Raw genomic sequence first — 17934 nt, 5'->3', positions numbered from 1 at the left:
ATTGACGGGGGAACGTTACGTGTCCTGGGACAACAAAGTGCTGTGGACGGAGGGGCTTTTTCTACAGCCTCACCACTTTCAGCAGGCCGACCGCTATACCGAAGCGCTGGTTGCAGGGCTGGCGCGTCGCGTGACCCCCTATGCCTGGGGATTCAGCGAACTGGAAATCGATGACGAAGCTCTCAAGATCGGGAAATTCGCGGTCAAGTCCTGCGCCGGACTGACCCAGGACGGCACGGTGTTTCGTGTGCCGCAGACCGAAGATCATCCGCCGTCGCTGGAAGTGCCCGAAAACATCAAGGATTGCGTGGTTGTCCTGACGGTCCCGCAGCGGCGCCAGGGTGCGACCGAGGTCGATCTCGCCGACAGCGGAAACTCGGCAAGCCGCCTGCGCCCGTCCGAGATCGAGATCACCGACGTGATGGGCGCGGTCAAGAAGGGCGTCACGATCGGTGTCGGCAAGCTGCGGCTGCAATTCGCGCTCGAGGTCGATGACCTCGCGGATATGCTGGTGATCCCGATCGCGCGCATCATCGAAGTGCGTCCCGACAAGGAAATCGTGCTGGACCGGGCCTTCATCCCGAGCTGTGTCGACATCCGTGCCGCGCCAAGCCTTGCCGGCTTCGTCAGCGAACTCGAAGGTCTCTTGTCGCATCGCATGCAGGCCCTGGCGGGTCGGCTGTCGGAAAGCGGGCCGGCCAAGGGGACGGCGGACATCTCGGATTTCCTGCTGTTGATGACGGTCAACAAGGCGCTTCCGCTTTTCCGCCATTTCACCAATATCGAGAATGTACATCCCGAGACGGTCTATCGCGCCTGCATCGCGCTGGCGGGGGAACTGGCGTCGTTCATGAGCGAGTCCAAGGAAGCCCCGATGCTTCCGCCCTACAGGCATGACGACCAGCCGCAAACCTTCCTGCCGGTCATCCGTGTCCTGCGCCAATACCTGAGCGCGGTTCTCGAACAATCGGCGGTGCATATCGCCTTGGAAGAGCGCAAGTACGGGATCAGTGTCGGCCTCATCGCGGATCGCAAGCTTCTGTCGACCGCGGGCTTCGTCCTGGCGGTCAAGGCCGAGATCCCGGCCGAGGATATTCGACGCCATTTTGCGGGCCAGTCCAAGATCGGACCGGTGGAAGAAATCCGGCAGCTGGTCAATTCGGCCTTGCCGGGCATCACGCTGAGGCCGCTGCCGGTTGCACCACGACAGGTGCCCTATCAGGCGGGAAAAGTGTATTTTGAACTTGATGCTGACAGTCCGTACTGGGGCAGAATGACAACATCCGGTGGCATCGCCGTGCATGTGTCAGGACAATATCCCGGACTCGACATGGAGCTGTGGGCCATACGGAATAGCTAGAAAAGGCTGCTGCGATGTCTGATGAAGACCCGTTTGCCGAACCGGATGACACCGACAAGACCGTGATCAAACCGAATCCGGGCGGTCGTCGTTCGGTGCCTCAGGCTCCGCCGCCCTACGCGCAGCCGGCGGCGCCCGCGCAGCCTCCGGTGCACCCATCTGCGCCGACAGCGCCGGAACCGGCGCTTGACACTTTCGGCATTCCGGTCGCGCCCGCCGCACAGGGCCAGGCAGGACAGGCTCCGCGCAGCCAGCAGGACGCCCCCGAGCAGGTGCTCACCGGGATGAACCGGCTCAACGCCTGTGCCGCGCCGCTTTTTTCGTTGATCAGCCGCATCCGCAACAGGGCGCAGCACATGGACGCGGACAAGCTGCGCCAGTCGGTGGTATCCGAGGTGCGGGCGTTCGAGAACCGGGCGCTGCAAGCGGGCATCCCGGCCCAGACCGTCAAGGCCGCGCGCTATTCGCTCTGTGCGACGCTCGACGACGTGGTGCTGAACACGCCCTGGGGCGGTCAGTCAAGCTGGGGTCTGCAATCCATGGTGGGTACCTTCCACCGCGAGACCGTGGGGGGCGACCGCTTTTATGACCTTCTTGCACGGCTGGAAAAGGAACCTGCCAACAATATCGACCTGCTGGAATTCATGTACATGTGTCTCTCGCTTGGGTTCGAGGGGCGCCTTCGCGTCGACCAGGGCGGACCGGACAAACACGCGCGCATCAGGGCGGGGCTGGCCTCGTTGATCCGCAACCAGCGCGGCGCGCTCGAACGCGATCTGTCACCAAACTGGAAGGGTGTTGAGAAACCCTACCGCGCCTTGTCGGCGTGGAAGCCGGTCTGGATCGCGCTGGGCGCGATGGCGGTCCTGCTGGTGAGCGAATTTGCCAGCCTCAGCTATGTCTTGTCCAATCGCACTGAAAACCTGATCGGCCAGCTTTCGATCATCGATGCCGGACCGGTTGCAGAGCTTGAGCGCCGCGCGCCACCCCCACCACCTCCGCCGATCGACACCAAGGAAGTGCAGCTTGAAAAGGTCGCCTCTTTCCTGAAGCCGGAAATCGACGAGGGCCTTGTGAATGTTTTCGGCAAGGGCAACACGCTGGTCATTCGCATCGCCGGGTCCGGCATGTTCGGGTCGGGGTCGGATTCTCTGATCGAAAGCTTCCGGGTCCCGATCGCACGGGTTGCAGAAGCCCTGAATGGCGAGCCGGGAAAGGTCATCGTGGTGGGACATTCCGACAATGTCCCGATCCGGACCTCGCGTTTTCCGTCGAACATGCACCTGTCGTTGGCGCGCGCCAAGTCGGTGATGAGTTCCATGGCCGACGCCATCGACGACGACGCGAGGCTCAGCGCCGAGGGCCGGGCCGATGCAGAGCCGATTGCCGACAACGCCACAAGCGAAGGGCGGGCCATGAACCGACGCATCGAGGTCGTTCTGATCCAGGAGCGGGAGTCATGAAGTTTCTACGATTTTTCACATCCGTCTATTTTGGCCTGTTCTTTGCGGCGCTCGCGCTGTCGCTGCTTGTCTGGTACCTGGGTCCGCTGATCGGCAACGATCAATCCCGTCCGCTTGGCACCGTCCTCTCGCGACTCTTGCTGGTGGGGGTCTTTGCGCTTGTCTTCGGCGGCATCGGCCTGACGATCTTCCTGCTGCGGCGACGGCGCGAAAAGGCGATGACCGAAGAGATCGCCGCGAGTGTCGAGACTGGGGATGATGTCGCGGCTGGCGAAATCACCGAATTGCGCGACAAGCTCAAGACGGCGATGGCGGCGTTGCGCAAGTCCAAGAACGGGCGCAAACATCTGAACGAATTGCCGTGGTACATCATGATCGGCCCGCCGGGGGCCGGCAAGACCACCGCCATCGTCAATTCCGGCCTGCAGTTTCCCTTGGCCGACGAGATGGGCAAGACGGCCATCGGCGGCGTCGGCGGGACGCGCAATTGCGACTGGTGGTTCACCAACAACGCGGTGCTGATCGACACGGCGGGGCGCTACACGACGCAGGAAAGCGACGCGCAGGCCGACAACGCGGCCTGGATCGGCTTCCTTGGCCTTTTGAAGAAATTCCGCAAACGGCAACCGATCAACGGGGCGATCATCGCGATCAGCCTCAGCGACCTCGCCTTGCAGGACGAGATCACCCAGCGCGGCCACGCCGCCGCGGTGCGTGCCCGCTTGACCGAGCTGCGCGAAAAGCTGGGCGTGCGCTTCCCGGTTTACGTCCTGTTCACCAAGGCCGACCTGATCGCAGGTTTCACCGAGTTCCACGACAATCTCGGCAAGGAAGACCGCGAACAGGTCTGGGGCTTCACCTTCCCTCTTGAGCAGGGCAAATCCGAAGCGTCTCCGGTCGGCGGGTTCGACGAGGAATTCGCCGGACTGCTTGAGCGGCTCAACGCGCAGTCGCTCGAACGCATGCAGGCGGAATCCGATCCGCAACGGCGCACGCTGGTGGCGGGTTTCCCGTCGCAGGTGGCGTCGATGCGCAGCGTCGCCAAGGCGTTTCTGACCGAGGTGTTCCAGGAAAACCGCTATCAGCATCGGCAGATGCTGCGCGGCGTCTACTTCACCTCCGGCACGCAGGAAGGCACGCCAATCGACCGTCTCATGCTGAGCATGGCGCGGACCTTCGGCATCGGGCGGCAGGCCATCGGAACCGGGCAGGGGGCCGGGCGCTCGTATTTCCTGACGCGCCTCTTTGAGGGTGTGATCTTTCCCGAAGCTGGACTGGTGTCGGCCGATGACAAGGTCGAACGGCGTTACAAGATCACCAAATGGGCTGCCATCATCGCCACGATCATGGTGGCGACCGGCACCGGCGCGCTTCTGGTGCGGTCTTTCCAGGGCAACAGCGACCTCGTCGCGCAGGCCAATGCGCATGTGACAGAGTATACCGGCGCCGCGTCCGCCCTTCCGGGCAGTCCGATCGGCGATACGGACCTGGTGCCCGTCGTGGCCGCGCTCAACGTGCTGCGCGACATGCCCGCCAACCCGACCATTTCCGACCCGGCTCCCGACCGGCGCCTCACCTATGGTCTCTACCAGGGTGACGTGATCGGATCGCAGGCGGCCCAGACCTACCGGCGGGCGTTGAACCAGCGGTTGCTGCCGCGCCTGTTGCTGCGTCTGGAAGAACAGATCAGCGGCAACATGAACAACCCCGAGATCCTGTACGAGGCGCTGAAGATCTATCTCATGCTCGGCTTGCAGGGGCCGATGAACCAGGATCTCGTGGACGAATGGATGCTCATCGACTGGGAGCTTTCCTTCCCGGGTCCAGGACGCGAGGAATTCCGCCAGGACCTGGCGATGCATCTGAATGCGCTTCTCGACCAGCCGATGCAGCAGATCGAACTGAACGGCCCGTTGGTGGAACAGGTTCAGACGCTCCTGTCCGAGATGCCCTTGGCACAGCGTGTCTATAACGGCATCATCAACAGCCCGGCTGCGGTTGCGCTGCCGAAATGGCGGATCACCGATGCCGGTGGCCCTGCCGTGTCGCGGGTGCTGGTCAGATCGTCGGGCAAGCCGCTGACCGACGGGGTGGACGGCATCTTCACCTATAACGGCTTCAACGAGGTGTTCCTGGGGGAGGCGCTTGGCGTCGCCGCCCGCATCCAGCGCGAAAGCTGGGTGCTTGGTCCGCGTGGCGAGGCCGAGCAGACGGAACAGGCGCTGGCTGCCCTGAGCCGTGATGTGCTGGACCTGTATTACAACGACTTCATCGCGCAGTACGATGCGGTGCTTGGCGATGTCGACATCATCCCGATGGAATCCCTGAGCCACGCGGTCGAGGTGACGAATGTCCTGTCGGGGCCGACATCGCCGATCGTGAACCTGCTCGAGGCGATCTCGGAAGAAACCCGCCTGACCGAAGACCGGTCCGGTGGCACCGGGGAATTGGCGGCGGATGTCGGCAATATCGCGGAACGGGACGTATTGCGACAGACCAGTGTCCGGACCCGGTTGCTGCTCGAAGCGCTGTCGAAGAACGCCAACGCGGCCGGCGAACCGGCGCCGCAACCGCCTGGCTTTTATGTCGCGGAACGCTTCGGTTGGTTGCACCAGTTGACCGAGGCGCCCGAACCCGGATTGCCGTCGCAGCTTGACGAACTGATCGGCCTGCTGACCGAACTCTACCAGGAACTCAACAAGATGAGCTTTTCGGGATCCTCGGTCAGCAATGAAGGCGGTGCCGCGATCCAGAGGTTCCAGGAGGCCGCTGCCCGCGCGGATGGGCCTCTCGAGCGCTGGGCGACGCAGATCGCCACGGGGTCGTCCGGGATCACGTCGGACAACACCCGCTCGGGCCTCAACGCGCGGTGGCAATCGACCGTCCTGCCGTTCTGCCAGCAAGCGCTGAGCGACAGGTACCCCTTCAACCGTCGGGCCGCTGCGGATGTGGCCATCGCCGACTTCCAGAAACTGTTCGGCCCGGCCGGGTTGATCGACAGTTTCGTCAACGAGAACCTGCTTCAATATATCGACACCCGGACGCGGCCCTGGTCGTGGAAACAGGTGAACGAGGTCGATCTCGGCATCAGCCCCGCAGTGCTGGAACAGCTTCAATACGCCGCCGAAATCCGCGATGCGTTTTTCGCTGGCGGTGCCGCGCCGAACATCCAGTTCCAGATGCTGCCGCAGGCTTTGGACCCCAAGGCAGAGTCGGTCATGCTCGAGATCCATGGCAAGCAGGTGCCGTTTGCGCATCGGGGCGGCGCACCGACCCCTGTCGCTCTGGACTGGCCCGGCGGCGTCGGGCTGGCGCGGGTGACGTTTGCGCCGCTTGCGCAGAATGTTGAAAGCACCTTGCAGAAAGACGGTCCTTGGGCATGGTTCCGACTGCTCGACGCGGCAGAGGTGCGCCGGACCAACGTGGCCGACCGCAAGCGCGTCATTTTCAATGTCGGAGGACGCATTTCGATTTTCCAACTTCAGGCCGGATCCGTCTTGAATCCGTTTGCGCTGCCGGCGCTGTCGAAGTTCAGCTGCCCGAAGACGTTCTGATGCCCTCCGGGACGTTCGGAGCGTTCGGCAAGATTCCCTCGGTCGGGGATTTCTTCAGGATCAACGCGCCGCCGGGTTTCGCGTCGGTCTGGGATGAATGGTTGCAGCGCTGCCTGGTGTCGGGGGCGCATGGCTACGGGCCGCGCTGGGACGGGCTTTACATGTCCGTGCCGATCTGGCGGTTCTGCCTGTCACCCGGCGTCGCAGGCCCGGCGGCCATCCTGGGTGTGCTGATGCCGTCGGTGGATCGCGTGGGCCGGCGCTTTCCCCTGACACTGATGGCGCCTCTGCCGGACATGGCGTCGGCCCTGCGCACGCATTTCCATCAGTCCGATCTTTTTCAGGAGCTGGAAACCGTGTCGCTGTCCGTGCTCGACGAGGACATCAGCAAGGACATGCTGGCAGACAAGCTGTCCACGCTCGCCCTGTCCGGCGCGCCAGAATCCGCGCAGTGCCGGGTCGCACCGGGGGCCTCGATATCGTGCAAGGGTCGCGATATGGCGCAGGTCACGACGATCCTGGCGGCGGAAATGCTGGGAAAATCCTTCGACGCTCCGACGATCTGGAGCACGACGATGGAAGAGGACACGCGCCTCATGGTCTGTAACGGTTTACCGGACGGATCGAACATGCAAGGTTTGTTCGATCTGGACGCCGATCTTTGGAGAGAATGCATTTCATGAATGTCGTTGCCCCACAGATCCGTTTCAGCGCCCGCAGTCATGTCGGTCTCAAGAGAAAGGTGAACGAGGACTCGGTTCTTGCTCTGCCCGAACAGAATATCTGGGTCGTGTCCGATGGCATGGGCGGGCACGCGGCGGGCGACTATGCCAGTCGGTTGATCACCGACATGATCGCCACGATCGAACCGAACCTGCCCGCGACCGAACGGATGCATGCCCTGCGTCACGCCATCCACAAGGCGCATGACCTGATCCGGGATGAGGCGGCGGCCCGTGGCGTGACAACGATCGGCGCAACCGTGGCGAGCCTCATGCTGGCCAATTCGCATTTCGTCGGTATCTGGGCCGGTGACAGCCGCATCTACCGCCTTCGTGACCGTGAAATCCAGATGCTGACGGCCGATCATTCACTGGTCGCAACGCTTGTCGAATCCGGTCAGATGACATGGGACGAAGCCGAGCATCATCCCCAGTCGAACGCGATCACGCGGGCCGTCGGCGTGGGTGAAACGCTCGAACTCGACAAGGTGCGGGGCGCGGTCGAACCGGGCGACCGTTTCCTTCTGTGCTCGGACGGGCTCACCAAATACGCGACGTTCCGGATGATTGAAGACGTGATGAATCACGAACCGCTTGAAACCGTGGTGGACCGCCTGATCCAGATTGCCCTGAACGGCGGCGGCGCGGACAACATCACGGTGATCGTGGTCGACGTGACCTGACCGGCCGCTGGCCCCGGATCACTGGGACAGCGTTTCCAGGATACGACTGTCGAGGGAATAGATGCGCGAGGCGGCGTTGCGCTCCTGCGTGAGGATCGCCTCGGCATAGCTCGATGCGGATTCACTGGTCGGGCGCATTTCGTTGAACAGCGGTTCGCTCGAATGAATGACGAGGATCTTGGATTTGCCCAAGGTCGAGTCGTCAACGCGGAACGCCAATCCGCCGGTCTGCTGCGCCTCTTCGATCGAATAGGCGACCCGGACCGACATCGACCCCTCTGTGCCGTCCCGCAACGCCGCGACGGAATGATCGGCCCGGTTCAGGTTGGGCAGAAGGTGAAACACGTTCCCTGACACGTCCAGCACGGAAACGGACAGGTACCCGTCGGTGATGTCTGCGGGCAGTTCAATGTCGATGACGGGGTTTTCGCCGACCAAGAAGGCTCCTGTCGGGTTCGGGTTGTTGGCCTGATCGCCTTGATAGAAGGCAACGTCGATGGCGCTTGTCGGCGCCTTGGGCATCACGCTTTCGATCAGGCACAGCGTCGTGTTCAGGATGTCGACATCAAGGTTGAGTGGTCGATCGCCGATCACCGGTGACATGGCATTCGCCAGGGCATCGCGACTTTGCCCGCTGGACAACACTCCGCGGATCGTGATCGGGCTTTCGGGCCCGTATCCCGCAACCGGCCGGTTGGCCAGGGCAAGCGGGCCGCAATCGGCGAAGGTGTTGAGGATCGGGTCAAGCTGGTCGGGCGCGAGGATGATGCCATCCAGGATCAGCGACGGCTCGCCGCTCAGCGCGCCCATGATCCCGGCGTCGAAGGCCGCCTGAACCTGGTCGTAGATCGGTCTGCTTGTGGTCGATCCCTCGACCTCGGCGATGTTCCCCGAGAGCGACACGCGCCAGGTTTCCATGTCGTCGATCGCATCGACCACGGCCAGTACATCCAGCCCCCAGCTTTCCGAAATCGCGCCACTGGCAAGCGTCAGGTCGAAACTTCCGTCCAGGGCCTGCATCTGTTCCCGAAGATCGGAGGCGATCTCTTCGCTTGGCACGAAGCCCACGGCGCGCGGAGCGGAGTCCCTGGCCTTGGCGACCGACAATCGGTAGGGCTCGGCAACAGGCAGGGCAGGGGCCGACGAAAACAGCCCCAGCGCAAAGGCCCCCGCCACCCCGGCGGCAACCATGCCACCAAGGACGAGCGGGATCAACATGCCGCTTTTCCCGGAATCTTTCGTCGCCTTGGCTTTCGGGGGAGGGGCGGATGCGCCACCTGCGATGATCTCGGCCTTCGGCTGGGACGCGGCCTTGGCCGCCGCAGCGATCGGTGCGATCACGGTCTCGTCCGAAAGGGTATCGGTCTCGGGCGGATCGAATTTCTCACCGTCCAGCGCCGCAAGCACCGCGGCGGCGCTTTCGAAACGCTCGTCCGGGTTCGGGTTCGTCATCTTGTCCAGAAGCGCCTTGAGAGGCTCTGGGACGCCCTCGGTATCGAGTGTTTCGGACTTCTTGCGCACGACCTCCATCGGGTTGCGACCGACATCCGGCGCCTTGCCCCGGAAATTCGCCAGCAGCGACGCCCCGAGCGAATAGATGTCCGTTCGGGCATCGGTCATGCCCGACAGCTGCTCTGGCGCGGCATAGGCGTATTTCCCGGCAAACTCGTTGCCGACGATGGTCTCGGCGCCTGGATTGGTGTCCTTGGCGATGCCGAAATCGATGATCACCGCCTGTGCAGGATCGCCGTCGCGCAGGATGATGTTGTCGGGCGACAGGTCGCGGTGGAAGATCTTGCGCTCATGCGCGGCTTGCAGCCCCTCGGCGACCCGCCGGCAGATGACCAGCAGATCATCAGCGGACATCGGCCCTTCCTTGAGCTTCTTGTCCATCCCCGGACCATCGACATAATCGATCAAGAGATAGACATGCCCATCCGCGGTGCGGTGGTTTTCCGAATACCGGACAATCGCATCATGCCGGATCTCGCGCATGGCTTCTTCCCGCGTGAGCAGGAGAAGATAATCCTCGTTCGTCGAAAATTCCGATTTCAGAACCTTCAGGGCGACGAGACGACCGGTGATTTCCGAGCGGGCCCGGTACACGTCTGATGTGCCGCCGCGCCCCAGGAGTGCTTCGACGCGGTAGGTGTTGTTCACCAGGTCGCCAGGCTTGAAGAGGTCTCCTGGACGGCTTTCTGTCATGTTGGCTCCGGTTTCGGCAGAGGACCGAAGTCGTTATCCAAGCGCTTGGAACTCGACGCGCCGGTTGTCATCGCTGCGCGGGTCGTTGGCGTCATAGGGCACGCTTTCACCCATGCCGATGGCTTCGAGACGGGTCTCCTCGATCCCGCATTCGCTGACCAGGTGGCGCTTGACCTCCTTGGCGCGCAGCAATGACAGGTTCTCGTTGTAAGAGGCTGAACCGGAACTGTCGGTGTGCCCGACGATCTGGAACAATTGCACATCCACCGACTTCATCACCTGGCATAGCGTGGCCAGCTGCGGTTTCTGGTCTTCGCGAAGCGATGCGCTGTCGAAGTCGAACCTGATCTTGATATTGACCTGGTCGGACCGGTCGACTTCGTTATAGGCGGTTTCGGTCGCGGTGACCGTGGTTCTGGATGAGTTTGCGGCGGGTGTCTCGGCACTTCCCGAAGGCACCAGAACCAGACCGCGCGTCTTTTGTTTTTCGAATGCTCTGGTGATCTCTTCCGCAGTCATCTCCGCTCCGGCGTCCTGAGCGATGGCCCGGTCGAGGAAAGACGTCGACAGCGTCAGTGCAAGTGCCAAGATGGAAACAGTTCGAAGGTACGACATAGTAATACATGTCCTCGAATGAAAAGGAGTTTGTTTTGCAAGTTTAGCCGAGCCGAGCCGCACCGGCAATGGGTTTGACGAGGCAAGGCAGACAAAGCGGATCAGCCGATGCGCGTCACCCGCCCGCACGGTCACGACGTCGGACCGGTCAGGGGACTCACCGGTTTTTTATGTCCTTCCACGCCGGACAGACAAAGGTTGCCCTTGGCTTGAAAGCCGGAATCCGATTACATCGAATAGATATTTTTCAAGGGAATTGTTCATGCGCCTGCTTCCGGCGATCATCCTTGCCATCGCGATCCTTCTGGCGCCGATCATCTGGATCTTCGTGCCCAAGCTGTTCCAGAACGAGGCGTATTCCGGACCCGCCGTCGACTCCGGCGCCAGGATCGAGATCGAGATGCTGAGCCAGCAGGTCGAGGAGCTGCAAATCCGGCTGGAAGAGATGTCCGAGGAACTTGGCAGGGTGTCGAACGCTGCCTCGGCTGCGGCCGTCAGCAATCAGGCCTTTGCAGCCGCGCCAAGCCCGCGTTCAGCCCCTTCCACCGGTGCGGACACCTTCCGGCGCAATGGCGAGAACGACATTATCGACGCCTATGCGCAGGTCGTGCTGATCGCGAACCGCCGAAACGTCAATGACGGGCTGACCATCGCCGGTCCGACCTACCTGACACGGGTGTTCGGGCCGCCGCGCGAAGTCATGTCCGATGATTGCGAGGAAATGACCAATCCGAGGTTGCGGGACAAGCTTGTTCTCGAAGAGGTGGGCCCGATCCGGGTGCGCATGCTCAAGCCGGCGGCGGATTCGCTGCGCCGCGTGTTCGAAGAGATCCGCGTGACCGATCCCGACCTGTACGACCGGATCGATACCGCAGGGTCGCTCTGTGTCCGGCAAATCCGCGGAACCCGCGGTCGGGCCTCCACCCACGCGTTCGGATTGGCGGTCGATCTGAACATCGATGGCGTGCTGGACACGCTGGGGGATGGAAAAACCCAGCTCGGGCTGACCATCCTGGCCGATTTCTTCCGCACCGAAGGCTGGGTCTGGGGAGCGTCCTGGGGACGCGAAGACAGCATGCATTTCGAGGTGAGCCGACAGAAGCTCGACGAGTGGATCCAGGACGGCGCGCTCTGACCGGGCATCCAGGTCCCGGCACGTCCTGTCGTCCGGCACGTCGCCATCAAGGATACCCCTCTTTCGAGTGGTCATTCCTTTCCAAGCCGTGCAATCTGCCGACAAAACGAACCTTGGGAGGTCATGTTCATGGGTGATCGAAAGTCTGCGCTGGTGATCTCGGCGCATGCGGCGGATTTTGTCTGGCGCTGCGGCGGTGCCATCGCACTGCATCAGAAGCTGGGATACGAGGTGACGGTCGTCTGCCTGTCCTACGGCGAACGCGGTGAAAGTGCGCGGCTCTGGAAGGATGGCAAGACGCTCACCGAGGTGAAGTCGATCCGCCGCAAGGAAGCCGAAAGCGCCGCGAAGGCCCTGGATGTCCATGATATCCAGTTCTTCGACCTGGGCGACTATCCCCTTGTCGTGGACGAACAGAACAAGATGCGGCTGGTCGATGTGCTGCGCGCGGTGCAGCCTGATTTCATGCTCAGCCATTCGAAATACGACCCCTACAACACCGACCATATGTACACGAGCGAACTGGCGCTCGAAGTGCGGATGATCGCGCAGGCCTGGGGGCACAATCCGGGCGAAAAGGTCTTGGGCGCTCCGCAGCTTTACCTGTTCGAGCCGCACCAGACCGAACAGATGGGCTGGAAGCCGGATGTGTTCCTCGACATCACCGAGGTCTGGGACCAGAAGCGCGCCGCCATCGAATGCATGGAGGGCCAGCACCATCTCTGGGAGTACTACACCAACGTGGCCGAAAACCGGGGCAACCACTTCCGCCGCAATTCCGGCGGCCAGTCGGGCGGGCGCCCGGCGAAATATGCCGAAGGGTTCCAGTCGGTGTTCCCGCGCACTGTGGACGAGCTTTGATGGGGGTCGTGGTTCAGCATATAGATCGAGCTGAGGCCGAGGTGATCGACGCTCTGGCGGCCTGCGGCGTGGCGACGGTGCACGAGGCGCAGGGGCGCGCGGGTCTTTTGGCGTCCTACATGCGGCCGATCTATCGCGGCGCGGCGATCGGCGGATCGGCGGTCACGATCCTTGCGCCGCCCGCGGACAACTGGATGCTGCATGTCGCCATCGAACAGATCAAACCGGGCGACGTGCTGGTGCTTGCCACGACCTCGCCATCGGATGCGGGCTATTTCGGCGATCTGCTGGCAACCTCGGCGCAGGCGCGGGGCTGTCGCGGGCTGATCATCGACGCAGGGGTGCGCGATGTGGTGGACTTGGAAAAGATGGGCTTTCCCGTCTGGTCCAAGGCGATCTGCGCCCAAGGCACGATCAAGGAAAGCCTGGGGTCCGTCAACGTGCCGGTGGTGTGCGCCGGGGCTTCGGTCGATCCGGGCGACGTGATCGTTGCGGATGATGACGGCGTGTGTGTCGTCAAACGGGCCGACGCGGCGGACGTTCTTGCGAAAGCGCAGGCGCGCTTCGCCAATGAAGAGGCAAAACGCAAGCGGCTCGCGTCGGGCGAGTTGGGCCTCGACATGTACCAGATGCGCGACCGGCTGGCCGAGAAAGGGCTGCGCTATGTCTGACGGCATCCGCTGCATGTGGATGCGGGGCGGGACGTCGAAGGGCGGCTATTTCCTTGCCGAAGACCTGCCCGCCGACCGCGACGCCTTTCTGCTGCGCGTCATGGGCAGCCCGGATCCGCGCCAGATCGACGGAATGGGCGGGGCCGACCCGCTGACCTCCAAGGTGGCGGTTGTGAAGCGGTCGGATCGCGACGGCGTGGATGTAGATTACCTGTTCCTTCAGGTCGCTGTGGATGCGGCCAGTGTCACGGACGGGCAGAACTGCGGCAACATCCTTGCCGGGGTCGCGCCCTTCGCCATCGAACGTGGCTTGGTCGCGGGGCAGGACGGCCAGACCCGCGTCAGCATCTATATGGAGAACACCGGCCAGACCGCGATTGCGACAATCCAGACGCCCGGAGGAATGCCAGCCTACGACGGTGATGCCGCCATTGACGGGGTGCCGGGAACGGCGGCTGCGATCCCGCTGGAATTCGTCGGAACGGCAGGCTCCACCTGTGGTGCGCTTCTGCCCACGGGCAATACCCGTGATACGGTGGAGGGCGTCAATGTCACGATGATCGACAACGGCATGCCGGTTGTCCTGCTCCGTGCACACGATCTGGGTATCACCGGCACCGAAAGTCGCGAGGAACTCGAGGCCAATGATGCACTCAAGACACAGCTTGAGGTGATCCGCCTGGCCTGCGGACCGCTGATGAACCTTGGTGATGTGGCACAAAAGACCGTGCCCAAAATGACACTGATCAGCGCGCCACGGCAGGGTGGCGTGATTGCCACACGCACCTTCATTCCGCATCGCTGCCACGCCTCGATCGGGGTGCTGGGCGCGGTGAGCGTGGCCACGGCGTGCCTGCTGCCGGGATCGGTGGCCGAAAATTTGGCGCAGGTGCCCGAGGGCGCCGAAAAGCGGATGCCCATCGAACACCCGATCGGAGAGACCAGCATCATCGCGCAGGTGGCCGACACCGGAGAGGTCACCTCGGCGGCGGTCCTGCGTACTGCGCGCAAGCTGATGGATGGCGTGGTGTTTGCCTGACGCGGTCACGGTCGGAGAAAAAACGACCTCAGCGCGCCTCGTCCGATCGCGCGGTCAGGGCGGTCGCGATATGCGCGGCTCCGGCAAAGGCAAGCTCGACCCCCAGCAACAGGCCCAGGATGCTGAGCGATGCCGCAGGCAGGGCCACGAAGATCAGCACCGCAAGCGCCAGCGTGACCGCGCCAGAGGCCACGATCCAGCCCCAACCCTTGCGTTCCCGCATGCGAAACCCGAGCCAGATGCGCATGACGCCAAGCGCGAAGAACAACGCCGCGACCGTGATTGTCAGCGAAACCAGCCCGGCCAGCGGGTTGGTCCAGAGGGCGATGGCAAAGATCACGGCCAGCAACCCGGTCACTGCCCCGATGATCCGGCCGCCTGTCGTGCCGTCCTCGTTTCTGAACGCCATCCAAATCGCCGCGATGCCGCCGATCAGGAAGGCGGCGGCAATCAGGCTCTGCGCCAGCAAGGACGCGATGAACGGGTTGAGAAACGCCACAAACGCCCCGATCAGGTAGACGATGCCGGCAAAAAGCATCCATTTCCAGTTCAGCACCGGGCGTCCGGCAAAGGGCGTTTCGCTGCGGGGGATATGGTCTTCTGATTGGGTCACGGCCTTGCTCCGGTTGGATGTGGGTGCAACGCTGTGGCCGATCCCGAGGTTCCCCGAACCCATCGGGTGACCGCCCTGGATCAAGTCGACTCGATATGCGCCTCCAACACGTCGAGGTCGGGGGCCGCAAGGGTTTCAAGCATCCGGTGAACCGCCGCGCGGCAGGCCTGGCCCTTCCATCCCGCCGAAAACAGGCGCTCGGGGAAACGCGGCACGCGCAGGACAAGCCGACGCCATTCGTGCACGATCACCACGCGCAGGGCCGTCCGCTGCAACACGGTCAGGGTCGCAAGATCGTCGTGGGCCTCGACCGTCGTCAACCGGGCGTGAAACACCTGTGACGCGGTCTGAACGTCGGGGGGGCAAAGCTTTGACGACACCCAGTGCGGTACCTCCGCGCTTGCGGAAAGGGGCGCTGACCAGAGGCCCAAAGTCTCTGTGGCATGGCTGGAAAGCCAGGTCCTTGGCGCAAGCTGAACCCTGTCCGACCCGTCCTGCGGCTGCTCCTGTCCAGCCACACCTGCTGGCCCTTCCAGCACAAGGCACACCTTTGCCTCGGCCGGTTCCGGCCCGTAGACCCGCGGCCAGGCGCGTTCGGTCTCGTGGCGGCCTTGCGGCGTCAGCCCGTAGCGCGATTGCCGGCCGGTGCGGTGGCTCTCGATCCAGCCTTCCTTGCGCAGCCGATGCAACGCGACGCGGGTCGCCTCGGGCTTGATCCCGATGGCAGCCGTCAGCGCATTGACACAGGCACCGCTCAGACGGGCGTCGGGGCTCAGGGCAAGATCGCCGAACATCGTCACCAGGAGCGACCACACGCGTGGCGTGTCGCCGCCCAGAAGAGCGTTCACGATCTGATCGAATTCGGACTCATTCATGTGGCATGGTTATGCCGCGTCTGCCCCAAGGCCAAGGGTCAGCGCGCCTGCTCATAGGCATTCATCGTCAACAACTCGTAATCGGCCACAGGGTCATCGTCCTGATTGCGCAGGATCACCTGCCAGCGCACCTCGCCATAGGTATCGGTGCGGGGGGTCTTTGCCTTGACGGTCAGTTGCACCTTGATCCGGTCGCCCGCGCTCACCGGTTTCTGAAAGCGCAGATTGTCGAGGCCGGTATTCGCCAGAACCGGGCCTTCATCGGGATCGACGAACAGACCTGCGGCAAAGCTCAGAAGCAGGTAACCATGCGCGACGCGACCGGGGAAGAACGGGTTTCGCCTGGCAGCATCGTCATCCATGTGGGCGTAGAAGGTATCGCCGGTGAAGTCGGCGAAATGCTCGATATCCGCAAGTTTCACCTCGCGCTCGGCGGTATGCAGGGTGTCCCCGATCCGCAGCGCGTCGAAACTGCGCCGGAACGGATGCGCCGGGCCTTCGGTCGTCGTGGCCCCGGGAAGCCACTGGCCGGTTACTGCGGCGATCACATCCGGGCTGCCTTGAACCGCGGTACGCTGCATGTAGTGCAAGACACCCCGCACCCCGCCCAGTTCCTCGCCACCGCCTGCGCGCCCCGGTCCGCCATGCACCATGTGGGGCAGGGGTGATCCGTGGCCTGTCGCCTCGGCCATGCTGTCGCGGTTGTTGAAATAAAGTCGCCCGTGATAGGCGCCTGCGCCCAGTACCACGTCGCGGGCCACCTGCGGGTCATGGGTGACGATCGAGGCCACGAGGCTGCCTTGCCCCCGGTTGGCCAGCGCCATTGCGTGGTTCAGGTCGCGGTAGCCCATGATGGTTGCAACCGGACCGAAGGCTTCGGTGTCGTGCACATGGCTCGCCGCGTCGGGATCGGCGCAATGATAGAGCATCGGCGGCAGGAACGCGCCCTTGGTTGCATTGGCACCGTGCACGGCGAATTCATCGGGGTCGCCGAACACGCGTTCGGCCTCGGCCCCAAGTGTTGCACATTTGTCCAGCACATCCCGGCGCTGGGCGTCCGACACCAACGCGCCCATGCCTGTCGCCGGATCGCGAGGATCACCGATCACCGTTTCGCGCAGACGCTCCGAAACGGCGGCAATCACCGCATCGACTTGCGCCCGAGGCGCGATGATCCGGCGGATGGCGGTGCATTTCTGCCCCGCCTTGGTGGTCATCTCGCGGTGAACTTCGGTGACGAACAGATCGAATTCCGGTGTGCCCGCCACCGCATCGGGACCAAGGATCGACGCGTTCAGGCTGTCCTGCTCCGCCACGAAGCGCACCGAGTTGCGCAGCAGGTTCGGCGCGCTGCGCAAGCTGAACGCGGTGTCGGCGGACCCGGTAAAGCTCACCACGTCCTGCGGGCCAAGGTGATCCAGAAAGTCGCCCAGACCGCCGGTCACAAGCTGGAGTGACCCATCTGGCAGAATCCCGCTTTCCAGCATCATCCGCACGCAAGCCTCGGTGACATAACAGGTCGTCGTCGCCGGCTTCACGATGGCGGGCATCCCGGCGAGAAGGGTCGGAGCCAGCTTTTCCAGCATCCCCCAGACCGGAAAATTGAACGCGTTGATATGGACGGCCACGCCCTGCAACGGGGTGCACACATGCTGTCCGACAAAGCTGCCGCCGCGCGACAATTGCTCGACCCCGCCATCGATATAGACATGCCCGTCCGGCATTTCGCGTCGGCCCTTGGAGGCGATCACCAGCATCGTGCCGATCCCGCCATCGACGTCGATCAGGTGATCCTTCTGCGTGGCGCCAGTGGAAAAGCTGAGGTCATAGAGCACCTGTTTGCGGTCTTGCAGATAAAGCGCCAGCGCCTTGAGCATGCGGGCGCGGTCATGAAACGTCAGGGCACGCAGGGCAGGGGCGCCGACCTGCACGGCATGGTCGATCAAGGCACCGGAATCGACATGGTCCCGACCGGCCCGCGCGATGACCTCGCCGGTCACGGCATCGCGGATATCCCGTGCGCTGCTGTCGGGCGGAGTCCATGAACCGGCAATGAAACTCTGGATATTCTGAACGATCATTGCGCCCCCTTTCGGCTGTCTAAGTATTTGACCGGACCCGAACTTCATGCAAGCGTC

At 63.2% G+C, this 17934-nt stretch carries 14 protein-coding genes; 9 read left to right on the top strand and 5 right to left on the bottom strand.

The annotated features are described in order from the left end of the window. Window positions 1-19 precede the first annotated feature (19 nt). From tssK to LCF60_RS05085, 5 genes are read left to right on the top strand one after another with little or no spacing between them, the layout of a single operon-like run. Window positions 20-1360 carry a type VI secretion system baseplate subunit TssK gene (tssK, locus tag LCF60_RS05105; protein ID WP_292290121.1) on the top strand — a complete coding sequence of 447 codons (1341 nt, stop codon included), beginning with the start codon at window positions 20-22 and terminating at the stop codon, window positions 1358-1360. Window positions 1361-1374: 14 nt separating this feature from the next. After that, entirely contained in the window at window positions 1375-2823 is a 1449-nt protein-coding gene (gene icmH, locus LCF60_RS05100; protein ID WP_292290119.1) for a type IVB secretion system protein IcmH/DotU, read from the top strand. After that, window positions 2820-6377 carry a type VI secretion system membrane subunit TssM gene (gene tssM, locus LCF60_RS05095; RefSeq protein ID WP_292290116.1) on the top strand — a complete coding sequence of 1186 codons (3558 nt, stop codon included), beginning with the start codon at window positions 2820-2822 and terminating at the stop codon, window positions 6375-6377. The genes icmH and tssM overlap by 4 nt, the downstream gene beginning before the upstream one ends. Next, window positions 6377-7060 (top strand): type VI secretion system-associated protein TagF, encoded by a 684-nt coding sequence (gene tagF / locus LCF60_RS05090; protein WP_292290115.1) that lies wholly within the window; start codon window positions 6377-6379, stop codon window positions 7058-7060. The genes tssM and tagF overlap by 1 nt, the downstream gene beginning before the upstream one ends. Next, complete coding sequence (locus LCF60_RS05085; RefSeq protein ID WP_292290113.1) at window positions 7057-7782, top strand: protein phosphatase 2C domain-containing protein; 726 nt, start codon at window positions 7057-7059, stop codon at window positions 7780-7782. Before tagF ends, LCF60_RS05085 begins: the two co-directional genes overlap by 4 nt. Window positions 7783-7800: 18 nt before the next feature. Here the strand turns inward: LCF60_RS05085 and LCF60_RS05080 are convergent, their stop codons facing one another. Together LCF60_RS05080 and LCF60_RS05075 are read right to left on the bottom strand one after the other, a co-directional pair. Beyond that, on the bottom strand, window positions 7801-9987 hold the full coding sequence (locus LCF60_RS05080; protein WP_292290111.1) for a serine/threonine protein kinase: 2187 nt from the start codon (window positions 9985-9987) through the stop codon (window positions 7801-7803). A gap of 33 nt (window positions 9988-10020) precedes the next feature. Next, window positions 10021-10575, bottom strand: a complete 555-nt coding sequence (locus LCF60_RS05075; RefSeq protein ID WP_292290109.1) for an OmpA family protein — start codon at window positions 10573-10575, stop codon at window positions 10021-10023. A gap of 289 nt (window positions 10576-10864) precedes the next feature. Here LCF60_RS05075 and LCF60_RS05070 point away from each other — a divergent pair, with 289 nt between their 5' ends. From LCF60_RS05070 to LCF60_RS05055, 4 genes are all read left to right on the top strand, one after another. Next, window positions 10865-11737, top strand: coding sequence for a M15 family metallopeptidase (locus LCF60_RS05070; protein ID WP_292290107.1), 873 nt, complete (start codon window positions 10865-10867; stop codon window positions 11735-11737). Between the two features lie 129 nt (window positions 11738-11866). Further along, complete coding sequence (locus LCF60_RS05065; protein ID WP_292290105.1) at window positions 11867-12598, top strand: PIG-L deacetylase family protein; 732 nt, start codon at window positions 11867-11869, stop codon at window positions 12596-12598. Further along, window positions 12598-13269, top strand: coding sequence for a 4-carboxy-4-hydroxy-2-oxoadipate aldolase/oxaloacetate decarboxylase (locus LCF60_RS05060; protein ID WP_292290103.1), 672 nt, complete (start codon window positions 12598-12600; stop codon window positions 13267-13269). Before LCF60_RS05065 ends, LCF60_RS05060 begins: the two co-directional genes overlap by 1 nt. After that, window positions 13262-14308, top strand: a complete 1047-nt coding sequence (locus tag LCF60_RS05055) for a 4-oxalomesaconate tautomerase (protein WP_292290101.1) — start codon at window positions 13262-13264, stop codon at window positions 14306-14308. The genes LCF60_RS05060 and LCF60_RS05055 overlap by 8 nt, the downstream gene beginning before the upstream one ends. A 28-nt stretch (window positions 14309-14336) precedes the next feature. On the opposite strand, the gene LCF60_RS05050 is transcribed toward LCF60_RS05055, so the two are convergent. From LCF60_RS05050 to paaZ, 3 genes are all read right to left on the bottom strand, one after another. Then, window positions 14337-14921, bottom strand: coding sequence for a DUF308 domain-containing protein (locus LCF60_RS05050; RefSeq protein ID WP_292290099.1), 585 nt, complete (start codon window positions 14919-14921; stop codon window positions 14337-14339). Between the two features lie 80 nt (window positions 14922-15001). Next, a complete protein-coding gene (locus tag LCF60_RS05045) occupies window positions 15002-15796 on the bottom strand; it encodes a PaaX family transcriptional regulator C-terminal domain-containing protein (RefSeq protein WP_292290097.1) in 795 nt (264 codons plus the stop codon). 38 nt (window positions 15797-15834) lie between these two features. Continuing rightward, window positions 15835-17877, bottom strand: coding sequence for a phenylacetic acid degradation bifunctional protein PaaZ (gene paaZ, locus LCF60_RS05040; protein ID WP_292290095.1), 2043 nt, complete (start codon window positions 17875-17877; stop codon window positions 15835-15837). Window positions 17878-17934: the final 57 nt, after the last annotated feature.

This window comes from Marivita sp. (assembly GCF_020055635.1).
Taxonomy (GTDB): domain Bacteria; phylum Pseudomonadota; class Alphaproteobacteria; order Rhodobacterales; family Rhodobacteraceae; genus Marivita.
This window is presented reverse-complemented; position numbering and strand designations above follow the sequence as displayed.

Coding starts and splice junctions, on each gene's coding strand:
- paaZ (WP_292290095.1), bottom strand. CDS start 17,877: ATGATCGTTCAGAATATCCAGAGTTTCATTGCCGGTTCATGGACTCCG.
- icmH (WP_292290119.1), top strand. CDS start 1,375: ATGTCTGATGAAGACCCGTTTGCCGAACCGGATGACACCGACAAGACC.
- LCF60_RS05060 (WP_292290103.1), top strand. CDS start 12,598: ATGGGGGTCGTGGTTCAGCATATAGATCGAGCTGAGGCCGAGGTGATC.
- tagF (WP_292290115.1), top strand. CDS start 6,377: ATGCCCTCCGGGACGTTCGGAGCGTTCGGCAAGATTCCCTCGGTCGGG.
- LCF60_RS05055 (WP_292290101.1), top strand. CDS start 13,262: ATGTCTGACGGCATCCGCTGCATGTGGATGCGGGGCGGGACGTCGAAG.
- LCF60_RS05065 (WP_292290105.1), top strand. CDS start 11,867: ATGGGTGATCGAAAGTCTGCGCTGGTGATCTCGGCGCATGCGGCGGAT.
- LCF60_RS05080 (WP_292290111.1), bottom strand. CDS start 9,987: ATGACAGAAAGCCGTCCAGGAGACCTCTTCAAGCCTGGCGACCTGGTG.
- tssM (WP_292290116.1), top strand. CDS start 2,820: ATGAAGTTTCTACGATTTTTCACATCCGTCTATTTTGGCCTGTTCTTT.
- LCF60_RS05070 (WP_292290107.1), top strand. CDS start 10,865: ATGCGCCTGCTTCCGGCGATCATCCTTGCCATCGCGATCCTTCTGGCG.
- LCF60_RS05045 (WP_292290097.1), bottom strand. CDS start 15,796: ATGAATGAGTCCGAATTCGATCAGATCGTGAACGCTCTTCTGGGCGGC.
- LCF60_RS05085 (WP_292290113.1), top strand. CDS start 7,057: ATGAATGTCGTTGCCCCACAGATCCGTTTCAGCGCCCGCAGTCATGTC.